Genomic DNA, 15,285 nt, shown 5'->3' on the forward strand with positions numbered 1-15,285 from the left:
CATTCCCCCAAACCTGTCAGCAGGCCATCAGGGGAAGCGTCCGCCTCATCAATGTCACTGGGACCATCGCGCCGTTTCAGCGTTACGCGGCCAACTCTCGGACGCAGGCTCTCATCGCGCATGCGCCGGTTCCTGTCTGTAAGGTTCCGAATGTGCGGAAAATAGGGCCTGTCACCCTGTTCCGGAAAATCAATACGCCGATCCGTAACCTCTGTTACTTAACCGACACAGGGGGATTCGTCAAAACGCGGCCCAAGTCAAGTCGCGGCCGCCGCATTCCGGGCTTAGCCCCCGAGCTTGTCGCGATAACGCTTCACGGCATCGGCAATCAGCGTCACGAGCTTGTCGCGAAAGTCGGGGCGCTGCAGCTGCTTGACGTCCTCGCTGTTCGACAGGAAGCCCAGTTCCAGCAGCACCGACGGCACGTCGGGCGCCGTCAGAACGCGAAATCCCGCCGAACGATGCGGGTTGTTGATGAGGCCGATCTGACCCTCGAAGGAGTGCACGATCGAATTGGCCAGACTGATCGAGAAGGCCTGCGTCTCGCGGCGTGTCAGATCGATGAGGATGTCGTTGACCTCGGAGGGTTCCTTCTTAACCTCGACGCCCGCCACCTCGTCGGAGGTGTTTTCGCGCTTGGCCAACTCGTCGGCGAGTTTGTCGGATGCCCGGTCCGAGATCGTGTAGACGGTCGCCCCACGGGTCGATTTCTCTCTTAGCGTGTCCGCATGCAGCGAGATGAAGAGATTGGCCCCGCGCGAGCGGGCAATCTGGACGCGTTCCCCCAGTGACAGAAACACATCGGTATCGCGTGTCAGGAACGCCTTGATGCCGGGCTGCGCATTCAGCTCCCGCCCGAGCGCCTTGGCGAAATCGAGCGTGATGTTCTTCTCATAGACCGGGTTTTTGCCGGACGTGATCGCCCCGGTGTCGATACCGCCATGACCCGCATCGATCGCCACGGTAAAGACGCCGTCGGAAGAGGGCTGCTGCGGCGCAAGCGGAACTACGGGTGTGCTGCTTTCAGCATTGCCCCAATTGCCCTGCTTCTTCATCGCCGCATATTGATCGGGCGTCACGATCGCGCCGTCGAGCACCAGCCGCCAGCCGTCGCCGTCCTCGTTCTTGCGCGCCTCGGCAACCTCGAGACCTGCCGGCAGTTTCGAGGTCAGCACAAGGCGGGTGCGTCCGGCACTCATCGCACCGAAACGGATGCGCTCATAGATGCCGCGCGCCTCGAGCTGTTCCGGCGGAAAGGCGAAGTTCACCGTGCCGGCGATATCCACCACGATACGGTTGGGGCTCGGGAGATAATGAACGGTGAAGTCCGGCTTGACGTCGAAATCGATGACAATTCGGGTTCGGGCTTCGTCGCCCGCAATACGGGCCGCCTTCGCGGTCAGTTCCGTGGCGGAGGCGACACCCGGCATCACGGCCAGCATCATGCATGCGAGCGCCAGAAGGGCCGGCAAGATCCAACGAGTTGGCCCCGGAAGGCGACCGGCATTGCTCAGCATCCGATGCGGTTCCTCTTCAAGTCTCGGCGTGTTTGGGCGGCGCGCCGCCCACATTGGCCCCGTTCCCGGGAAAGATGCGCGTTCATGACGCGTTTCGAACCGGCCGGCAATCCCGGCTGCCGGACAATTCGTTCAACATTATGACAAGCGTTTCCAGTCGCGAGGCTTTTCCCTTGCTATTGTGACGGTTTGAACATAAAAGCTTGAGCCAGGATAAAAGTATCGACGGGATGGATTCCTCCCATCCGGCTGCCCACCGAAAATTGTGGCGCCCGTGACGAATCATCCGCCGTCGGGGATGCTTTTATTCGCAGTGTGTTCAGGTATTTCCGGCAGTTGCCGGACAGAAACGGTGGTTTCCACCAAGCTCTTTGGAAGAGCAATTCATCGGGCCCGCAGGGGCCTATGGCTTTGGCGTTCTCGACTGGTATTCGACGTTGTCGCACCTTGTTCCGTCCCTCATCCCGACAAGTGGGAGCCCGGTTTACCCGGTTGACGGAACTTCGTTGCGCATGAGTGCCCCCTGTTCGGGAACATATTTTTCCGGCGCGCCGGCTGGCTTCATTCACGAGATTTCTGCAATGAACTTACGAATGGCCTCCTTGCTGCCGCGCCGAGGAGTGCAGCATAAATGGCAGACAGAATGCTTATCGATGCGTCTCACGAGGAAGAGACGCGCGTCGTAGTCGTACGCGGAAATCGCATTGAAGAGTTCGACTTCGAGTCGGAACATAAGAAACAGCTTCGCGGGAACATCTATCTCGCAAAAGTGACCCGTGTGGAGCCCTCGCTCCAGGCCGCATTCGTCGATTACGGCGGCAACCGGCACGGCTTCCTGGCCTTCGCCGAAATCCACCCCGACTATTACCAGATCCCGCTCGCCGACCGGCAGGCGCTTCTCGCCGAAGAGGCCGAACAGGTTCGCCGCGAGGACAGGGACGACCACGAAGAGCCGGAGGTGGCCCCCGTCGCTGTTGCCGATCCGGCCGCTGCAGAACAGCCCGAAGCCGACCTTTCCGCTTTGGTCACTGAATCCGTCTCCGTAACCGGTGAAGAACCGGCTGAAAAGCCGAAGCCGCGCCGCAAGAGCCGCCGCAAGCCGAAGGCTGGCGAAGAGGCCGAGGCCGTGGCCGCCGAACCGGCCGCTGAGACCGCCGATGCCTCAGCAGAAGCCGGCGAGGGCGCTTCCGAAGAAGCGTCTGCCGAAGACGACGGCTCGACACCTGACGTCATGGCGGCCGAAGTCGAAGCCGACACGATCTCCGAAGAATTCGAGCCCAAGCGTGGCCGCCGACGCGGCCGCCGCGACGATGACGACGACGATGACGATCATGCCGAAAAGGAAGTGATCGAATCCGTGGGTGCCGAAGATGCGATGGAAGAAGTTCCGGACCGCGTCGTTCGCAAGCCGCGCAAGCAGTATCGCATTCAGGAAGTCATCAAGCGCCGCCAGATCCTTCTGGTTCAGGTGGCCAAGGAAGAGCGCGGCAACAAGGGTGCGGCTCTCACCACCTATCTGTCGCTCGCAGGCCGCTATTCGGTCCTGATGCCGAACACGGCGCGGGGCGGCGGCATTTCCCGCAAGATCACCCAGCCGACCGACCGCAAGCGTCTGAAGGAAATCGCCCGCGGTCTCGAAGTGCCGCAGGGCATGGGCGTGATCCTGCGCACAGCCGGTGCCAACCGCACCAAGGTCGAGATCAAGCGCGACTTCGAATATCTGATGCGTCTTTGGGAAAACGTCCGCACGCTGACGCTGAATTCCACCGCGCCCTGCCTCGTCTATGAAGAAGGCTCGCTGATCAAGCGTTCGATCCGCGACCTTTACAACAAGGACATTTCCGAGATCATCGTTGCCGGCGAAGAAGGCTATCGTGAAGCGAAAGACTTCATGAAGATGCTGATGCCGAGTCACGCCAAGGTCGTCCAGCCCTATCGCGACGTGCATCCGATCTTCTCGCGCTCCGGCATCGAAGCGCAGCTCGATCGCATGCTGCAGCCGCAGGTGACGCTGAAGTCCGGCGGCTATCTGATCATCAATCAGACCGAAGCGCTCGTCTCCATCGACGTGAACTCCGGCCGTTCGACCCGCGAACATTCCATCGAGGAAACCGCGCTGGCCACCAACCTCGAGGCGGCTGAAGAAGTGGCGCGTCAGCTGCGTCTGCGCGACCTTGCCGGCCTTGTCGTCATCGACTTCATCGACATGGAGGAGAAGCGCAACAACCGCGCTGTCGAGAAGCGTCTGAAGGACCATCTGAAGAACGATCGCGCCCGCATCCAGGTCGGCCGCATCTCGCATTTCGGTCTTCTCGAAATGTCGCGCCAGCGCATTCGCGCCTCGGTGCTGGAATCGACGACGCAGGTCTGCTCGCATTGCGGCGGCACCGGCCACGTCCGTTCGCAGTCCTCCGTCGCCCTGCATGTCCTGCGCGGCGTCGAAGAATATCTGCTCAAGAACACGACGCACGATGTCACCGTCCGCACGACGCCGGACATCGCGCTCTACCTGCTCAACCAGAAGCGCGGCACGATCGTCGACTACGAAGCCCGCTTCGGCCTCTCGATCTTCATTGAAGCTGACGGCAGCGTCGGCTCGCAGCACTTCGCCATCGACCGCGGCGATCCGGTTGAAAACCCGGTCAAGGTCGAATCGCTGATGCTGATGCTTCCCGAGCCGGAAGAAGAGGATGATATCCCCGTCGAGGAAATCGACGAGGAGGATGAAGACGACATCGTCGCTGCCAAGGCGCCTGCCGAGGCGAAGTCCGACGACCAGAACGGCCGCAAGCGCAAGCGCCGCCGCCGTCGCCGCGGTGGTCGCCGCGAAGATCAGGACGGTCAGAACCCGCAGGCCAATGCCGGGCAGGGCGATGATGCCGATGAAGGCGACGACGAAGGCGATGAAGGTGACGACGAGGCTGATGCCGACGGCGCCCCCGCTTCCGCCTCTGCCTCCGACGACCAGCCCAAGCGCAAGCGCCGCCGTCGCGGCAAGCGTGGCGGCCGCCGTACCCGCGAGGAAGATGGTCTCGAAGCCGGCTCCGACGACGCTGAAGCCAATGGCGAAGGCGATGAGGGTGACGAGGGTGATGAAGGCGAGGACGCCGCAGAGGTCGTGGCCGTTGAGGCCGTTGCCGTTGCTGAGGTCGTTGCCGAGCCAGCGGCTGCCGAACCCGCTCCCGTGATCGAAGCTGAGCCGGTTGCCGAAGCGCCTGCTCCTGCGGCTGAGACCGTTGCCGAGCCGGCTCCGGCCGCCGAGGCCGCACCGGAAGAAGCCGAAGACAAGCCAGCAGCCCGCACCGCGCGCACCAGCGCGTCGTCTGGCCCGATTGCCACCGAACCGGTCCTGACCTCCGGTAGCACGACCGAAGGCGGCGAACCGAAGCCGAAAAAGGTTGGCTGGTGGAAGCAGCGCGGCGGCTTCTTCTGAAATCGCTGAGGCCCCGATTGAAGTAAACCCGCCAGGCGCTTGCCTCGGCGGGTTTCTTATGCTTGCAATCACGGTACACGACACATTCGTCATTGGGCGTCTTTGAACTCGGCCCACCCCCTCATCCGACCCTTCGGGCCACCTTCTCCCCGCAGGGGAGAAGCGGGAATTTGCCGCAGCGTTTCCGCTCCGCCTCGCCCCATCGGGGAGAGGTCCGCCGAGCTTCAGCGGAGGCGGGGTGAGGGGGACGCCACAAGCGAAACGACCAACTGTCGTGTCCTGTGGTCAGGGTGAGAACTGCTCGCTCAGAATGCGCTCCGACCATGAGTAATCCGAATCGGACAGGATGCTGACGCTCATGTCGCGCGCCTGGCGGATGCGGACATGGTTGATCGACTTCACCTCTTGATGGTCGGCCACCGCATTGACCGGCCGCTTCTCGACTTCAAGAACGGTGATGTCGACCACCACCTTTTCCGGCAGCAACGCGCCGCGCCAGTGACGCGGCCGAAAGGCGCTGACGGGGGTCAGCGCCATGAGCGGCGTATCAAGTGGCAGGATTGGCCCGTGGGCCGAGAGATTATAGGCTGTGGAGCCGGCAGGCGTCGCCAGCAGCAAGCCGTCGCAGGTCAATTCTGCAAGCCGCGTGCGCCCATCGATATCGACGCGCAGCTTTGCCGCCTGATAGGATTGACGGAGCAGCGACACTTCGTTGATGGCGAGCGCAGTATGCTTGTTGCCATAGGCATCCTCGGTCTTCATCTCCAGCGGATGGATGACATTCTCGGTTGCCGCCGCGATGCGCTCATGCAGGTCCTTCGTGCTGTAGCGGTTCATGAGAAAGCCGACAGACCCCTTGTTCATGCCGTAAATATGCTTGCCGGAGTTCATTGCCTTATGCAGGGTCTGCAGCATGAAACCGTCGCCGCCCAATGCGACAATGACATCCGCTTCCTCAAGCGGTGTATCGCCATAAACCGCCACCAGTTCTTCACGCGCCGCTTCGGCGTCTGGGGCGGACGAGGCGGTAAAGGAGATGGTCTTGAAATCGATTGTCATGCAAATGCCCCGCGACGCGTTGCGCCGGAACCTACATGAAACACAATGACATCCGCAAGACGGCCAGCCTTTTCAGCAGGGCCCGGCCGGACCGGATCGCTAAGGGCACGATCCGTCTCGCCTAAACTTCAGCGTCGCCGCCGCCTCCGTCTTTCTGTTTTTTATGACGAGGTGCAGTTTGGGGCTTGTTATTAATACGAACGTTCGTAAATTATGAGTCGGGCACCGCCTTTGGTGGCGCCCGTCAGGTTACGAAACATGATGCGCGAAACCGTCGGGCGGGGACGGCAAGCGACCAGCAGTCGGGCTCAGGAATGGACCAGTCATGGACCATTGCTTCTCGGAAATCATGACGAATGACCAAGGGGGGCTAGTGACAGGGCAAAGGATAACACCAACACCCAAGTCCTTACGGAGGAGCGAAATTATGCATGATCATGGTGAATTGGATGGAAAGGTCGCAATCGTAACTGGCGCGGGAATTGCCGGTAACATCGGTTACGAGACGGCGGAAATTCTCGCGCGCGAAGGGGCTCGTGTGGTTCTGGTCGATATGGCTGAAGATGTGGTCGTGGAATCGACGCGCAGCCTGAGCCAGAAAGGCTACGAGGTTGTCTCCCATGTTGCCGACATCTCGAACGAGGATGCGGTCAAGGCTTTGATTGCCTTCACCCTCGGCAAGTTCGGTCGGCTGGATGTGCTTGACAACAACGCCGCCCGCACGAACGCGGCGCGCGACCTGATGCTGGCCGACATGGATGTCGACTGGTGGGACACGACCTTTGCAGTCAACACGCGCGGAACGATGCTGATGAGCAAGCATGCCATTCCCGCGATGATCAGGGGCGGCGGCGGATCGATCGTCAACATCAGCTCCGGCACGGCCGTTGGCGGCAGCTTCTTCTCAACCGCCTATGCCAGCTCGAAAGGGGCGATCGAAACCCTGACGCGCTATATCGCCACCCAATACGGCCCACAGCACATTCGTTGCAACGCCGTGGCGCCGGGCTCGGTCATGACATCGTCGCTGAAGGCGGGGCTGTCCGATGAAATGCGCGAGGTTTTCCGACGCCAGACCCTGACCGGCACCTATGCCAAGCCGTCCGAAATCGGGGAGGTCGTATCCTTCCTCGCCTCTGACCGGGCGAGCTTCGTCACCGGACAGATCATCCAGGTTGATGGCGGAATTGCCGCACACCAGGCCACGTCCGTCGAAATCGGACAATTGATGGGCATGCGATAACACCGCATTAGCAGCCCATGTGATTGTCGATCAGGCGTCCCGCTCCGCGGGAATTTGCAAGAGGGCCGCACGTATCATGCTTTCGGGCGGATGCGTGTGGCCCGCGCTGTCCTTGTGGCTGGAAGCAAGCGGACCGCGCGACGAAGACCGCAACCGGAAAATCCAAAAAATGGAAAGATGGTGCCCCCAGAGAGACTCGAACTCCCGACCTACTGATTACAAATCAGCCGCTCTACCAACTGAGCTATAGGGGCAACGCGCGGGGAACTAGCATATTCCCCGTTTATGTAAAGTAAAAACTGCGCTTTGTTCAGACTGGAGAGTCAATCTCGGGCGAGAAACTGCCGGCTGGCGTAAAGCGCGATCGCCGCCGCATTCGACACGTTGAGCGACTTGATGGCGCCCGGCATGTCGAGCCGCGCCAGCGCACTCACGGTTTCCCGCGTCTTCTGCCGCAGCCCCTTGCCCTCATTGCCCATGACCAGAGCAATCTTGCCACCCGAGAAGGTTTTCTCCAGTTCGGCGGGCCCTTCCGAATCAAGCCCGATCGAGAAGAAGCCGAGCTTGTGCAGTTCGGCCAGCGCATCGGCGAGATTGGTAATCTGGATATAAGGGATCAGTTCCAGCGCGCCGGAGGCGGACTTCGCCAGTACGCCTGATTCCGTCGGGCTGTGCCGCTGTGTCGTGATCACGGCCCCGGCCCCGAAGGCGACAGCCGAGCGCATGATCGCGCCGACATTGTGCGGATCGGTCACCTGGTCGAGCACCAGCACCAGCGGGCTGTCCTTCAACGCTTCCAGGCGGCGCACCGGCAACGGTCGCGTTTCCAGCATGACGCCCTGATGGATCGCCTCAGGCCCAACGATCTTCTCGATCCCCTGCGGCGTGACAATCACCAGCGGGCAGGGCGGGTTCGCTTCGTCGACCTCCAGCCGCTGCAGTGCGTTGAGAGTTGCCGACAGACGGATCAACTGGCGCTGCTTGTTGTCGAGCGCGGCGCGCACCGTGTGGAGCCCATAGAGAAACACCTGCTCGGGCGCCAGCTGCGGCGCCTTCCAGTCTTCCGCACGTGCCTTGCGTCGATCCTTGGGCGAGGGGGTGGGGATTTCACCCCGCTCGCGCTTCTGGTCGCGATGGGCGCGGCGCAGCGTGGCGTAATGCTTGTCGCGGTCGGAACCGGCAGCCTTGTCGTTTTTGTTCTTTTCATCTTTGCTCATGCGCTTCCTATAGTCGTTTCAAGCGCCAAGGTCATCGCGGAGCTTTGGACTTTGACAAAAAAAATACAAAGCCGTGTTGACAGAGGAGAGAAGGCCAGACTATTACGCCGCTCATGCCGTCGGGCGGTTCTGCCGCTCGAAGGCTTGAAGCGACGAGCGGAGAGATCCGACGAACGCTGGATGGAAGGGTGCCCGAGTGGCTAAAGGGGACGGACTGTAAATCCGTTGGCTAAGCCTACGTTGGTTCGAATCCAACCCCTTCCACCAATTCGCTTCCCGCGGGTATAGCTCAATGGTAGAGCAGCAGCCTTCCAAGCTGAATACGCGGGTTCGATTCCCGCTACCCGCTCCAGTTTTTCTGACTGATTCTAAGTTGTTGCGATGACTTTCTGAAGTCCCTCGATGAAAAGTCTTGCCTTACGTCAGGTTGACACTTTCACCGGCGTCCGCAGCTCTCCAAATCTCCCGGACGGCCAGCAATTAAAAGTCTTGCGCAAAGGCGCGGAAAGCCTTAAACGCCACGTCCAAACCGGTTCTGCCGGTCCGCCCAAATTTCACATGAGGACATGTTCACATGGCAAAAGGTAAATTCGAGCGCAATAAGCCGCACGTCAACATTGGCACGATTGGTCACGTTGACCATGGCAAGACGTCTCTGACGGCTGCGATCACGAAGTATTTCGGCGAGTTCAAGGCGTATGACCAGATCGACGCCGCTCCGGAAGAAAAGGCCCGTGGCATCACGATCTCGACGGCACACGTTGAGTATGAGACGGCCAACCGTCACTATGCCCACGTTGACTGCCCCGGCCACGCCGACTACGTCAAGAACATGATCACCGGTGCTGCCCAGATGGACGGCGCGATCCTGGTTTGCTCGGCTGCTGACGGCCCGATGCCGCAGACGCGCGAACACATCCTGCTCGCTCGCCAGGTTGGCGTTCCGGCTATCGTTGTCTTCCTCAACAAGGTTGACCAGGTTGACGACGCAGAACTGCTTGAGCTCGTTGAACTGGAAGTTCGCGAACTTCTGTCGTCCTACGACTTCCCGGGCGACGATATCCCGATCGTCAAGGGCTCTGCTCTTGCTGCTCTGGAAGATAGCAACAAGACGATCGGCGAAGACGCGATCCGCGAGCTGATGGCTCAGGTTGACGCCTACATCCCGACGCCGGAACGTCCGATCGACCAGCCCTTCCTGATGCCGATCGAAGACGTGTTCTCGATCTCGGGCCGTGGTACGGTTGTGACGGGTCGCGTTGAGCGCGGTATCGTCAAGGTTGGTGAAGAAGTTGAAATCGTCGGCATCCGCGCCACGTCGAAGACGACGGTGACGGGCGTTGAAATGTTCCGCAAGCTTCTCGACCAGGGCCAGGCCGGCGACAACATCGGCGCCCTGATCCGCGGTGTGAACCGTGATGGCGTCGAGCGTGGCCAGATCCTGTGCAAGCCGGGTTCGGTCAAGCCGCACAAGAAGTTCAAGGCTGAAGCCTACATCCTGACGAAGGAAGAAGGCGGCCGTCATACGCCGTTCTTCACGAACTACCGTCCGCAGTTCTACTTCCGCACGACGGACGTTACGGGCATCGTGACGCTTCCGGAAGGCACGGAAATGGTTATGCCTGGCGACAACGTGACCGTTGACGTTGAGCTGATCGTTCCGATCGCGATGGAAGAAAAGCTGCGCTTCGCAATCCGCGAAGGCGGCCGCACCGTCGGCGCCGGCATCGTCGCTTCGATCGTCGAGTAATCGACGAGCGACGACGGTGGCGAAAGCTGCCGACGGCCAACAAAGAAGTGCAAATGGCGCGCAAGCGCGATTTGCACACGGCGCCGGCATCGTTGCTTCGATCGTCGAGTAATTCGATTTTCCGCAAGGGAAACAGCAAGGCCCCGCTGGCGACAGCGGGGCTTTTTGTTTTAGAGATTGCGAACTTAAAGGGGTTGGCTTAAGTACAGCTTTACGATGATATTCGCGCGCCAAGCCTTCCTTTTGCTGTCATGCCTGCTGTCGCTCACCGCGATAACATCGACGCCTGCTGTCGCATTTTGTCCCGATCGGCCGGCCTGCAAGGGATGCGGCTGCAAGGGCGGCCCCGGCTATCGCGGGCCCGGATGGGCGGTGTGTGGGCTTCAAGCAATTGTCGAAGGTCTGCGGCAATCCGCCTGAGACGTTCTGCACGTTCGAAAATGCGCCGGGAACGGGTGAGAACCGGGAATGCGCGCTCGGGCTCAAAAAGCCCGAGCAAGGTCACAGCGGCGAGTAGATCTCAGTCAACCGTGATTTCGAGGTAATCCCCGTTGCGGTCGTGATAGACCTTCACATTGATCATGCAGTCGCCCTGCAGCAGCCGCCTGCGCGCTTCGCGGGTGATCGTCCCATCACGGATCATCCGCTCGGCCTTGGCGCGGTTGTCGACCGAGGCGAAGAACTCGTCAGGCTCATCGCCGCGCTGGCGAATGTTGAACTTGTAATAGTTCGCACGATCCTGGCGGATGATCTGCCATGGCTCGCGCAGACGCTCGCCGCTGGAATTGTAGAGATCGTCGCGCCCGATATAGGCGTTGTATTCATCGACCAGTTCGTCTGCACGCGCAGGCGCCACACCGATCAGCAAGGGCAGCAGCAGGGCTGCGGCCATTGAGCGTTTCCCAAACATGAAAGTCCCCTCGAAAATATTGTCCCGGGAAGACGCTAACGCAATTCCGATTGGTGGGGGAGAGGGGCGCGCGTTTCGCACGGACGCAGCTCGTGAACTTTTTTGCGATGGTCGGAGTTTGGGAGGGCAATGTATCCGTTGCTCCGGGATTTCCGTTTGGCGATCAAACAATCTAGTCTGCCGCCCGACTCGTAAGTCATCCTGATTTTTGCATGCATCGATATCGAGGAGGTAACACGATGAAGAAACGTATTCTTTTCACGGGCGGCTCTGGCAAAGCCGGCCGGCACGTCATTCCGTGGCTTATCGCAAAGGGCTATGAGGTGCACAATATCGACCTGGTGCCGCTCGATGTCCCCGGCGTCACCAATCTCACCGTGGATATCACCGATCTTGGCGAAGTCTTCAACGCGCTCACCATGCATCGCGATTTTCCAGATCTCGAATCGGGCAAGGGCGTCCAGCCTTTCGATGCAGTCGTCCATTTCGCCGCCGTGCCGCGCATCCTCATCCGCCCCGACAACGAGACCTATCGCGTCAATGTTATGGGCACCTATAACGTCATCGAAGCCTCGGTGAAACTCGGCATCCGCAAGGTCATCATCGCGTCGAGCGAGACGACCTACGGCATCTGCTTTGCCGAAGGGCACCGCGACCCGCATTATTTGCCCTTTGATGAAGACTATGACGTCAACCCGATGGACAGCTACGGGCTTTCCAAGGTGATCAACGAGAAGACTGCACGCGCCTTCTCCGAACGCACCGGCGCCGACGTCTACGCGCTGCGCATCGGCAATGTCATCGAGCCGCACGAATATAGCCGCTTCCCCGGCTTCGTGGCGCATCCGGAAACGCGCCTGCGCAACGCCTGGTGCTATATCGACGCGCGCGACCTTGGCCAGATCGTGCATCTGTGCATCGAGAAGGACGGTCTCGGCTATCAGGTCTTCAACGCGACCAATGACACGGTCACGACCGACTTATCCACAGCCGAACTCGCGCAGCGGTTCTTCCCGAATGTGCCGCTGAAATGGCAGCCGCAGGGCGACGAAGCCATGATTTCCAACAGGAAAATCCGCGAAGTCCTGGGTTTCAGGGAGGAGCATAACTGGCGTAAATATGTTTGAAGCCTGACGGTGGCATTGCGGCAACGTGTGGACAGAATGTGCCGCAATGCAACAATTTCACTATTTGTTAACTGCCAGTGAGGCTACATTTCGCCCGAACCGGGAGGAACCCCCGCAGTCTCCAAGCTGGAGGCTGCCGAAACCTGCAAACAGGAAGCCGGCTCCATGCGAATGAAACATCGACTTGTAGCACTGGCGATCGTGGTATCCGCCGCGCATCAGGCACATGCCGACAATCGCCCGCTGATCTGGGACGTCTCCCGTGTCGGGGATAATGGTGTCAAGCTGAGGACAGGTCTGCAGGGCTCGAGCACACTGCAGCCGAGCGCCGGCGTGACCACGGAGGTTCTGGCCAACGGCGACGGCGCGGTCTCCGCCGTGCCGGTGTCGATCTGGGGATCAATCCTTCTCAACGCATCCAAATCGCCGGCGGCTCTGAGAACCACGCAGGCCGACATGGATTTCGACGCCAAGGAGGGCAGGGCGCAATTCCTGCTGTCCGAAAAGCGCAGCTGGATTCAATCATCCTCCATGGATGTTGTCAGCCGCCGCACCCTGGCGCTCACGGCGGGCGCCGAAGGCAAGGCCGGTGTCGCGGCATCGCAGACTTTCAGGCTGGAGTTCCCCGATCTCGGAACGGCTCTGGCAACGACGGGAACCGCTGACAGCGGAGCCGGCACTTTTACCAAGATGGTGTCGGTGGAGAAGCAGCTGACCCAGCGCTCGACCGTCACGGCAAGTCTCAGCGAGACTGACCAGCAGGCGAAGGCAAGCCTGCGTTTCGACTATTCGATCAAGTGGTGACCTTGGAGGCGTCGGTGATGCGTTCGTTGAGCGCGATCAGCTCGCTCACCAGATGACCGTTGATCCGCAGGCCTTCGATCTTGGCGGAGCGGATATCGACATTGGAGAGGTTCACATTCTCCAGCCGCGACGCGGACAGATCGACATCCTGCAGCGTCGCCGCGGTGAGACAGACATGCCCGAACGTGGCGTTCGACATCATCACATCGGTGAACGCCGCATCGCAGGCGCTGGCATTCACCACCGAAGCCTTGTCGAGATTGACGTTATAGAATTCGGAGCTTTCCAGATCGACATCGTCGAAGCGCGATTGCGCGATCATCTGGTCGCGGAACTGAACCATGGCTATCCTCCCAAAAGCATGTCGCGCAAAAGTGCGCAGCGGTTTTGCTGTTACGATATGCGGAAAACCAACGAGCGAACGCGCAATCTTCTCTCTGAAAGGTCGTAATGTGCTTTCGCTTCAACTCGACTGCACTGACGCAAATCATGAAAGATGAGTGTATCACCGTCCGGCGACCTTTGGCAAAGCCGGGTCTGGCCGCAGGGGTGGGGAATAAAATCTGCGCAAGTGCCGAAAGGCGCTTGTCATTCGCACCCAACTTGAATATGAACGCGCTCGTTCGGGACGCGGCCAGCGTTTCTTGGCGAGCCTTTGTAGGGGTATAGCTCAGTTGGTAGAGCGGCGGTCTCCAAAACCGCAGGTCGGGGGTTCGAGCCCCTCTGCCCCTGCCATTGGTCAAGCAAGGCGATATCGCCCGCTCCGTGCATAACCGCAAAACAAATGTCGTATTGCTCTTGTATTAAAGAGATTCGCCGTTTATGTAGCGGGAAAACAGACACGCGGCGCGTCGGGCTGGACGAACAGCTTTACGCGCCTTAATGGCGTAGGCATCAATGGCATCGAAGATGAACCCCTTTACGTTTTTGCAGCAGGTTCGCGCGGAAACGATGAAAGTCACATGGCCCAGCCAGCGCGAGACGGTGATCTCGACGCTGATGGTTTTCGCCATGGCCTTCTTCGCGGCTGCGTTCTTCTTTGGCGCAGACCAGCTTTTCGGCCTTCTGATCAGCCTCGTGCTGAACGTCGGCAAGTAAATAGGCGGAGATGAAGATGGCTGCACGCTGGTATATTGTCCACGCTTATTCGAATTTCGAAAAGAAGGTTGCCGAGGACATCGAGAACAAGGCTCGTCAGAAGGGTCTTGATCATCTGTTCGAGAAGATCCTTGTGCCCACCGAAAAGGTTGTTGAAGTCCGCCGTGGCCGCAAGGTCGACAGCGAGCGCAAGTTCTTCCCGGGCTATGTCCTGGTGCGCGCCAACCTGACGGATGAAGCCTTCCACCTGATCAAGAACACGCCGAAGGTCACCGGGTTCCTCGGTTCCGACTCGAAGCCGGTTCCGATCCCGGACAGCGAAGCCGACCGCATCCTCAACCAGGTGCAGGATGGCGTCGAGCGTCCGAAGCCCTCCGTATCCTTCGAGATCGGTGAGCAGGTTCGCGTTTCCGATGGTCCGTTTGCCTCGTTCAACGGGACGGTTCAGGATGTCGATGAAGAGCGTTCGCGCCTCAAGGTCGAAGTTTCGATCTTCGGCCGCGCCACGCCGGTCGAACTGGAATACGCCCAGGTCGAGAAGCTTTAAAGTTTTGAACGGGCGCGATCGTCCGTTCGATCAGCGCGTGGAAGGCGAGGGGCTTTTGCCGGCTCCGCAAGATCGCCGCACCACGCAACCGCAGCCGCCGGCATGGCCGGCATAGCGCTCCGCAAGGAGCATTTGGAAAGGCAGAGAAATGGCTAAGAAAGTTGCAGGCCAGATCAAGCTGCAGGTCCCGGCAGGTTCGGCAAATCCGTCCCCGCCGATCGGTCCGGCACTCGGTCAGCGTGGCGTGAACATCATGGAATTCTGCAAGGCGTTCAACGCTGCCACGCAGGAAATGGAAAAGGGTATGCCGATTCCGGTCGTCATCACCTATTACCAGGACAAGTCCTTCACCTTCGCGATGAAGAAGCCCCCGGTCTCCTACTTCCTCAAGAAGGAAGCGAAGATCAAGTCGGGTTCCAAGACTCCGGGCAAGGCTTCCGCCGGTTCGATCTCGCGTGACCAGATCCGCACGATCGCTGAAGCCAAGATGAAGGATCTCAACGCCGCCGATATCGAAGGCGCGATGGCCATGGTCGAGGGCTCTGCCCGTTCGATGGGCCTCCAGGTAGAGGGTTGATCG

13 protein-coding genes and 4 tRNA genes are annotated in these 15,285 nt (G+C 60.0%); 11 read left to right on the forward strand and 6 right to left on the reverse strand.

Annotated elements, in window-relative coordinates; genetic code table 11:
• Positions 1–284: 284 nt before the first annotated feature.
• The gene (locus LQK83_RS07880; RefSeq protein ID WP_230836837.1) at positions 285–1,445 is read right to left on the reverse strand and encodes an N-acetylmuramoyl-L-alanine amidase; all 1,161 of its coding nucleotides are present in this window, start codon (positions 1,443–1,445) and stop codon (positions 285–287) included.
• 703 nt (positions 1,446–2,148) lie between these two features.
• On the opposite strand from LQK83_RS07880, the gene LQK83_RS07885 reads away from it, so the two are divergent.
• Complete coding sequence (locus tag LQK83_RS07885) at positions 2,149–4,950, forward strand: Rne/Rng family ribonuclease (RefSeq protein ID WP_230836839.1); 2,802 nt, start codon at positions 2,149–2,151, stop codon at positions 4,948–4,950.
• A gap of 285 nt (positions 4,951–5,235) precedes the next feature.
• Here the strand turns inward: LQK83_RS07885 and LQK83_RS07890 are convergent, their stop codons facing one another.
• The gene (locus LQK83_RS07890; RefSeq protein ID WP_230836840.1) at positions 5,236–6,009 is read right to left on the reverse strand and encodes an NAD kinase; all 774 of its coding nucleotides are present in this window, start codon (positions 6,007–6,009) and stop codon (positions 5,236–5,238) included.
• Between the two features lie 427 nt (positions 6,010–6,436).
• Here LQK83_RS07890 and LQK83_RS07895 point away from each other — a divergent pair, with 427 nt between their 5' ends.
• Positions 6,437–7,252 (forward strand): SDR family NAD(P)-dependent oxidoreductase, encoded by an 816-nt coding sequence (locus LQK83_RS07895; protein WP_230836842.1) that lies wholly within the window; start codon positions 6,437–6,439, stop codon positions 7,250–7,252.
• Between the two features lie 178 nt (positions 7,253–7,430).
• Here LQK83_RS07895 and LQK83_RS07900 read toward each other — a convergent pair.
• Both LQK83_RS07900 and LQK83_RS07905 read right to left on the reverse strand, forming a co-directional pair.
• Positions 7,431–7,506: transfer RNA gene (locus LQK83_RS07900), tRNA-Thr, on the reverse strand.
• Positions 7,507–7,575: 69 nt separating this feature from the next.
• Positions 7,576–8,469, reverse strand: a complete 894-nt coding sequence (locus LQK83_RS07905) for a TrmH family RNA methyltransferase (protein WP_230836844.1) — start codon at positions 8,467–8,469, stop codon at positions 7,576–7,578.
• A 182-nt stretch (positions 8,470–8,651) separates the two neighbouring features.
• Between LQK83_RS07905 and LQK83_RS07910 the strand changes: the two genes are divergently transcribed.
• The 3 genes from LQK83_RS07910 to tuf all read left to right on the forward strand — a co-directional run bounded on the left by LQK83_RS07910 (position 8,652) and on the right by tuf (position 10,219).
• Positions 8,652–8,736 (forward strand) — tRNA-Tyr (locus tag LQK83_RS07910).
• 11 nt (positions 8,737–8,747) lie between these two features.
• Positions 8,748–8,821, forward strand: a tRNA-Gly gene (locus LQK83_RS07915).
• Between the two features lie 222 nt (positions 8,822–9,043).
• Positions 9,044–10,219 carry an elongation factor Tu gene (gene tuf / locus LQK83_RS07920; protein ID WP_230836847.1) on the forward strand — a complete coding sequence of 392 codons (1,176 nt, stop codon included), beginning with the start codon at positions 9,044–9,046 and terminating at the stop codon, positions 10,217–10,219.
• Positions 10,220–10,739: 520 nt separating this feature from the next.
• Here tuf and LQK83_RS07925 read toward each other — a convergent pair.
• On the reverse strand, positions 10,740–11,111 hold the full coding sequence (locus tag LQK83_RS07925) for a hypothetical protein (protein ID WP_230836850.1): 372 nt from the start codon (positions 11,109–11,111) through the stop codon (positions 10,740–10,742).
• Between the two features lie 257 nt (positions 11,112–11,368).
• On the opposite strand from LQK83_RS07925, the gene LQK83_RS07930 reads away from it, so the two are divergent.
• Together LQK83_RS07930 and LQK83_RS07935 are read left to right on the forward strand one after the other, a co-directional pair.
• Complete coding sequence (locus LQK83_RS07930; RefSeq protein WP_230836852.1) at positions 11,369–12,256, forward strand: NAD-dependent epimerase/dehydratase family protein; 888 nt, start codon at positions 11,369–11,371, stop codon at positions 12,254–12,256.
• 171 nt (positions 12,257–12,427) lie between these two features.
• On the forward strand, positions 12,428–13,060 hold the full coding sequence (locus LQK83_RS07935; protein WP_230836855.1) for a hypothetical protein: 633 nt from the start codon (positions 12,428–12,430) through the stop codon (positions 13,058–13,060).
• Here LQK83_RS07935 and LQK83_RS07940 read toward each other — a convergent pair.
• Positions 13,050–13,403 carry a pentapeptide repeat-containing protein gene (locus tag LQK83_RS07940; protein WP_230836857.1) on the reverse strand — a complete coding sequence of 118 codons (354 nt, stop codon included), beginning with the start codon at positions 13,401–13,403 and terminating at the stop codon, positions 13,050–13,052. The genes LQK83_RS07935 and LQK83_RS07940 overlap by 11 nt on opposite strands.
• Before the next feature lie 316 nt (positions 13,404–13,719).
• Here LQK83_RS07940 and LQK83_RS07945 point away from each other — a divergent pair.
• The 4 genes from LQK83_RS07945 (at position 13,720) to rplK (ending at position 15,282) form a co-directional block, all read left to right on the forward strand.
• Positions 13,720–13,795 (forward strand) — tRNA-Trp (locus LQK83_RS07945).
• Positions 13,796–13,957: 162 nt separating this feature from the next.
• Positions 13,958–14,158 (forward strand): preprotein translocase subunit SecE, encoded by a 201-nt coding sequence (gene secE, locus LQK83_RS07950; RefSeq protein WP_230836860.1) that lies wholly within the window; start codon positions 13,958–13,960, stop codon positions 14,156–14,158.
• 16 nt (positions 14,159–14,174) lie between these two features.
• Positions 14,175–14,705, forward strand: a complete 531-nt coding sequence (nusG, locus tag LQK83_RS07955; protein ID WP_112631425.1) for a transcription termination/antitermination protein NusG — start codon at positions 14,175–14,177, stop codon at positions 14,703–14,705.
• A gap of 148 nt (positions 14,706–14,853) precedes the next feature.
• Positions 14,854–15,282, forward strand: coding sequence for a 50S ribosomal protein L11 (gene rplK / locus LQK83_RS07960; protein ID WP_230836862.1), 429 nt, complete (start codon positions 14,854–14,856; stop codon positions 15,280–15,282).
• Positions 15,283–15,285: the final 3 nt, after the last annotated feature.

Origin of the sequence: Rhizobium sp. C1 (assembly GCF_021026335.1) — a bacterium.
Lineage (GTDB): Bacteria > Pseudomonadota > Alphaproteobacteria > Rhizobiales > Rhizobiaceae > Ensifer_A.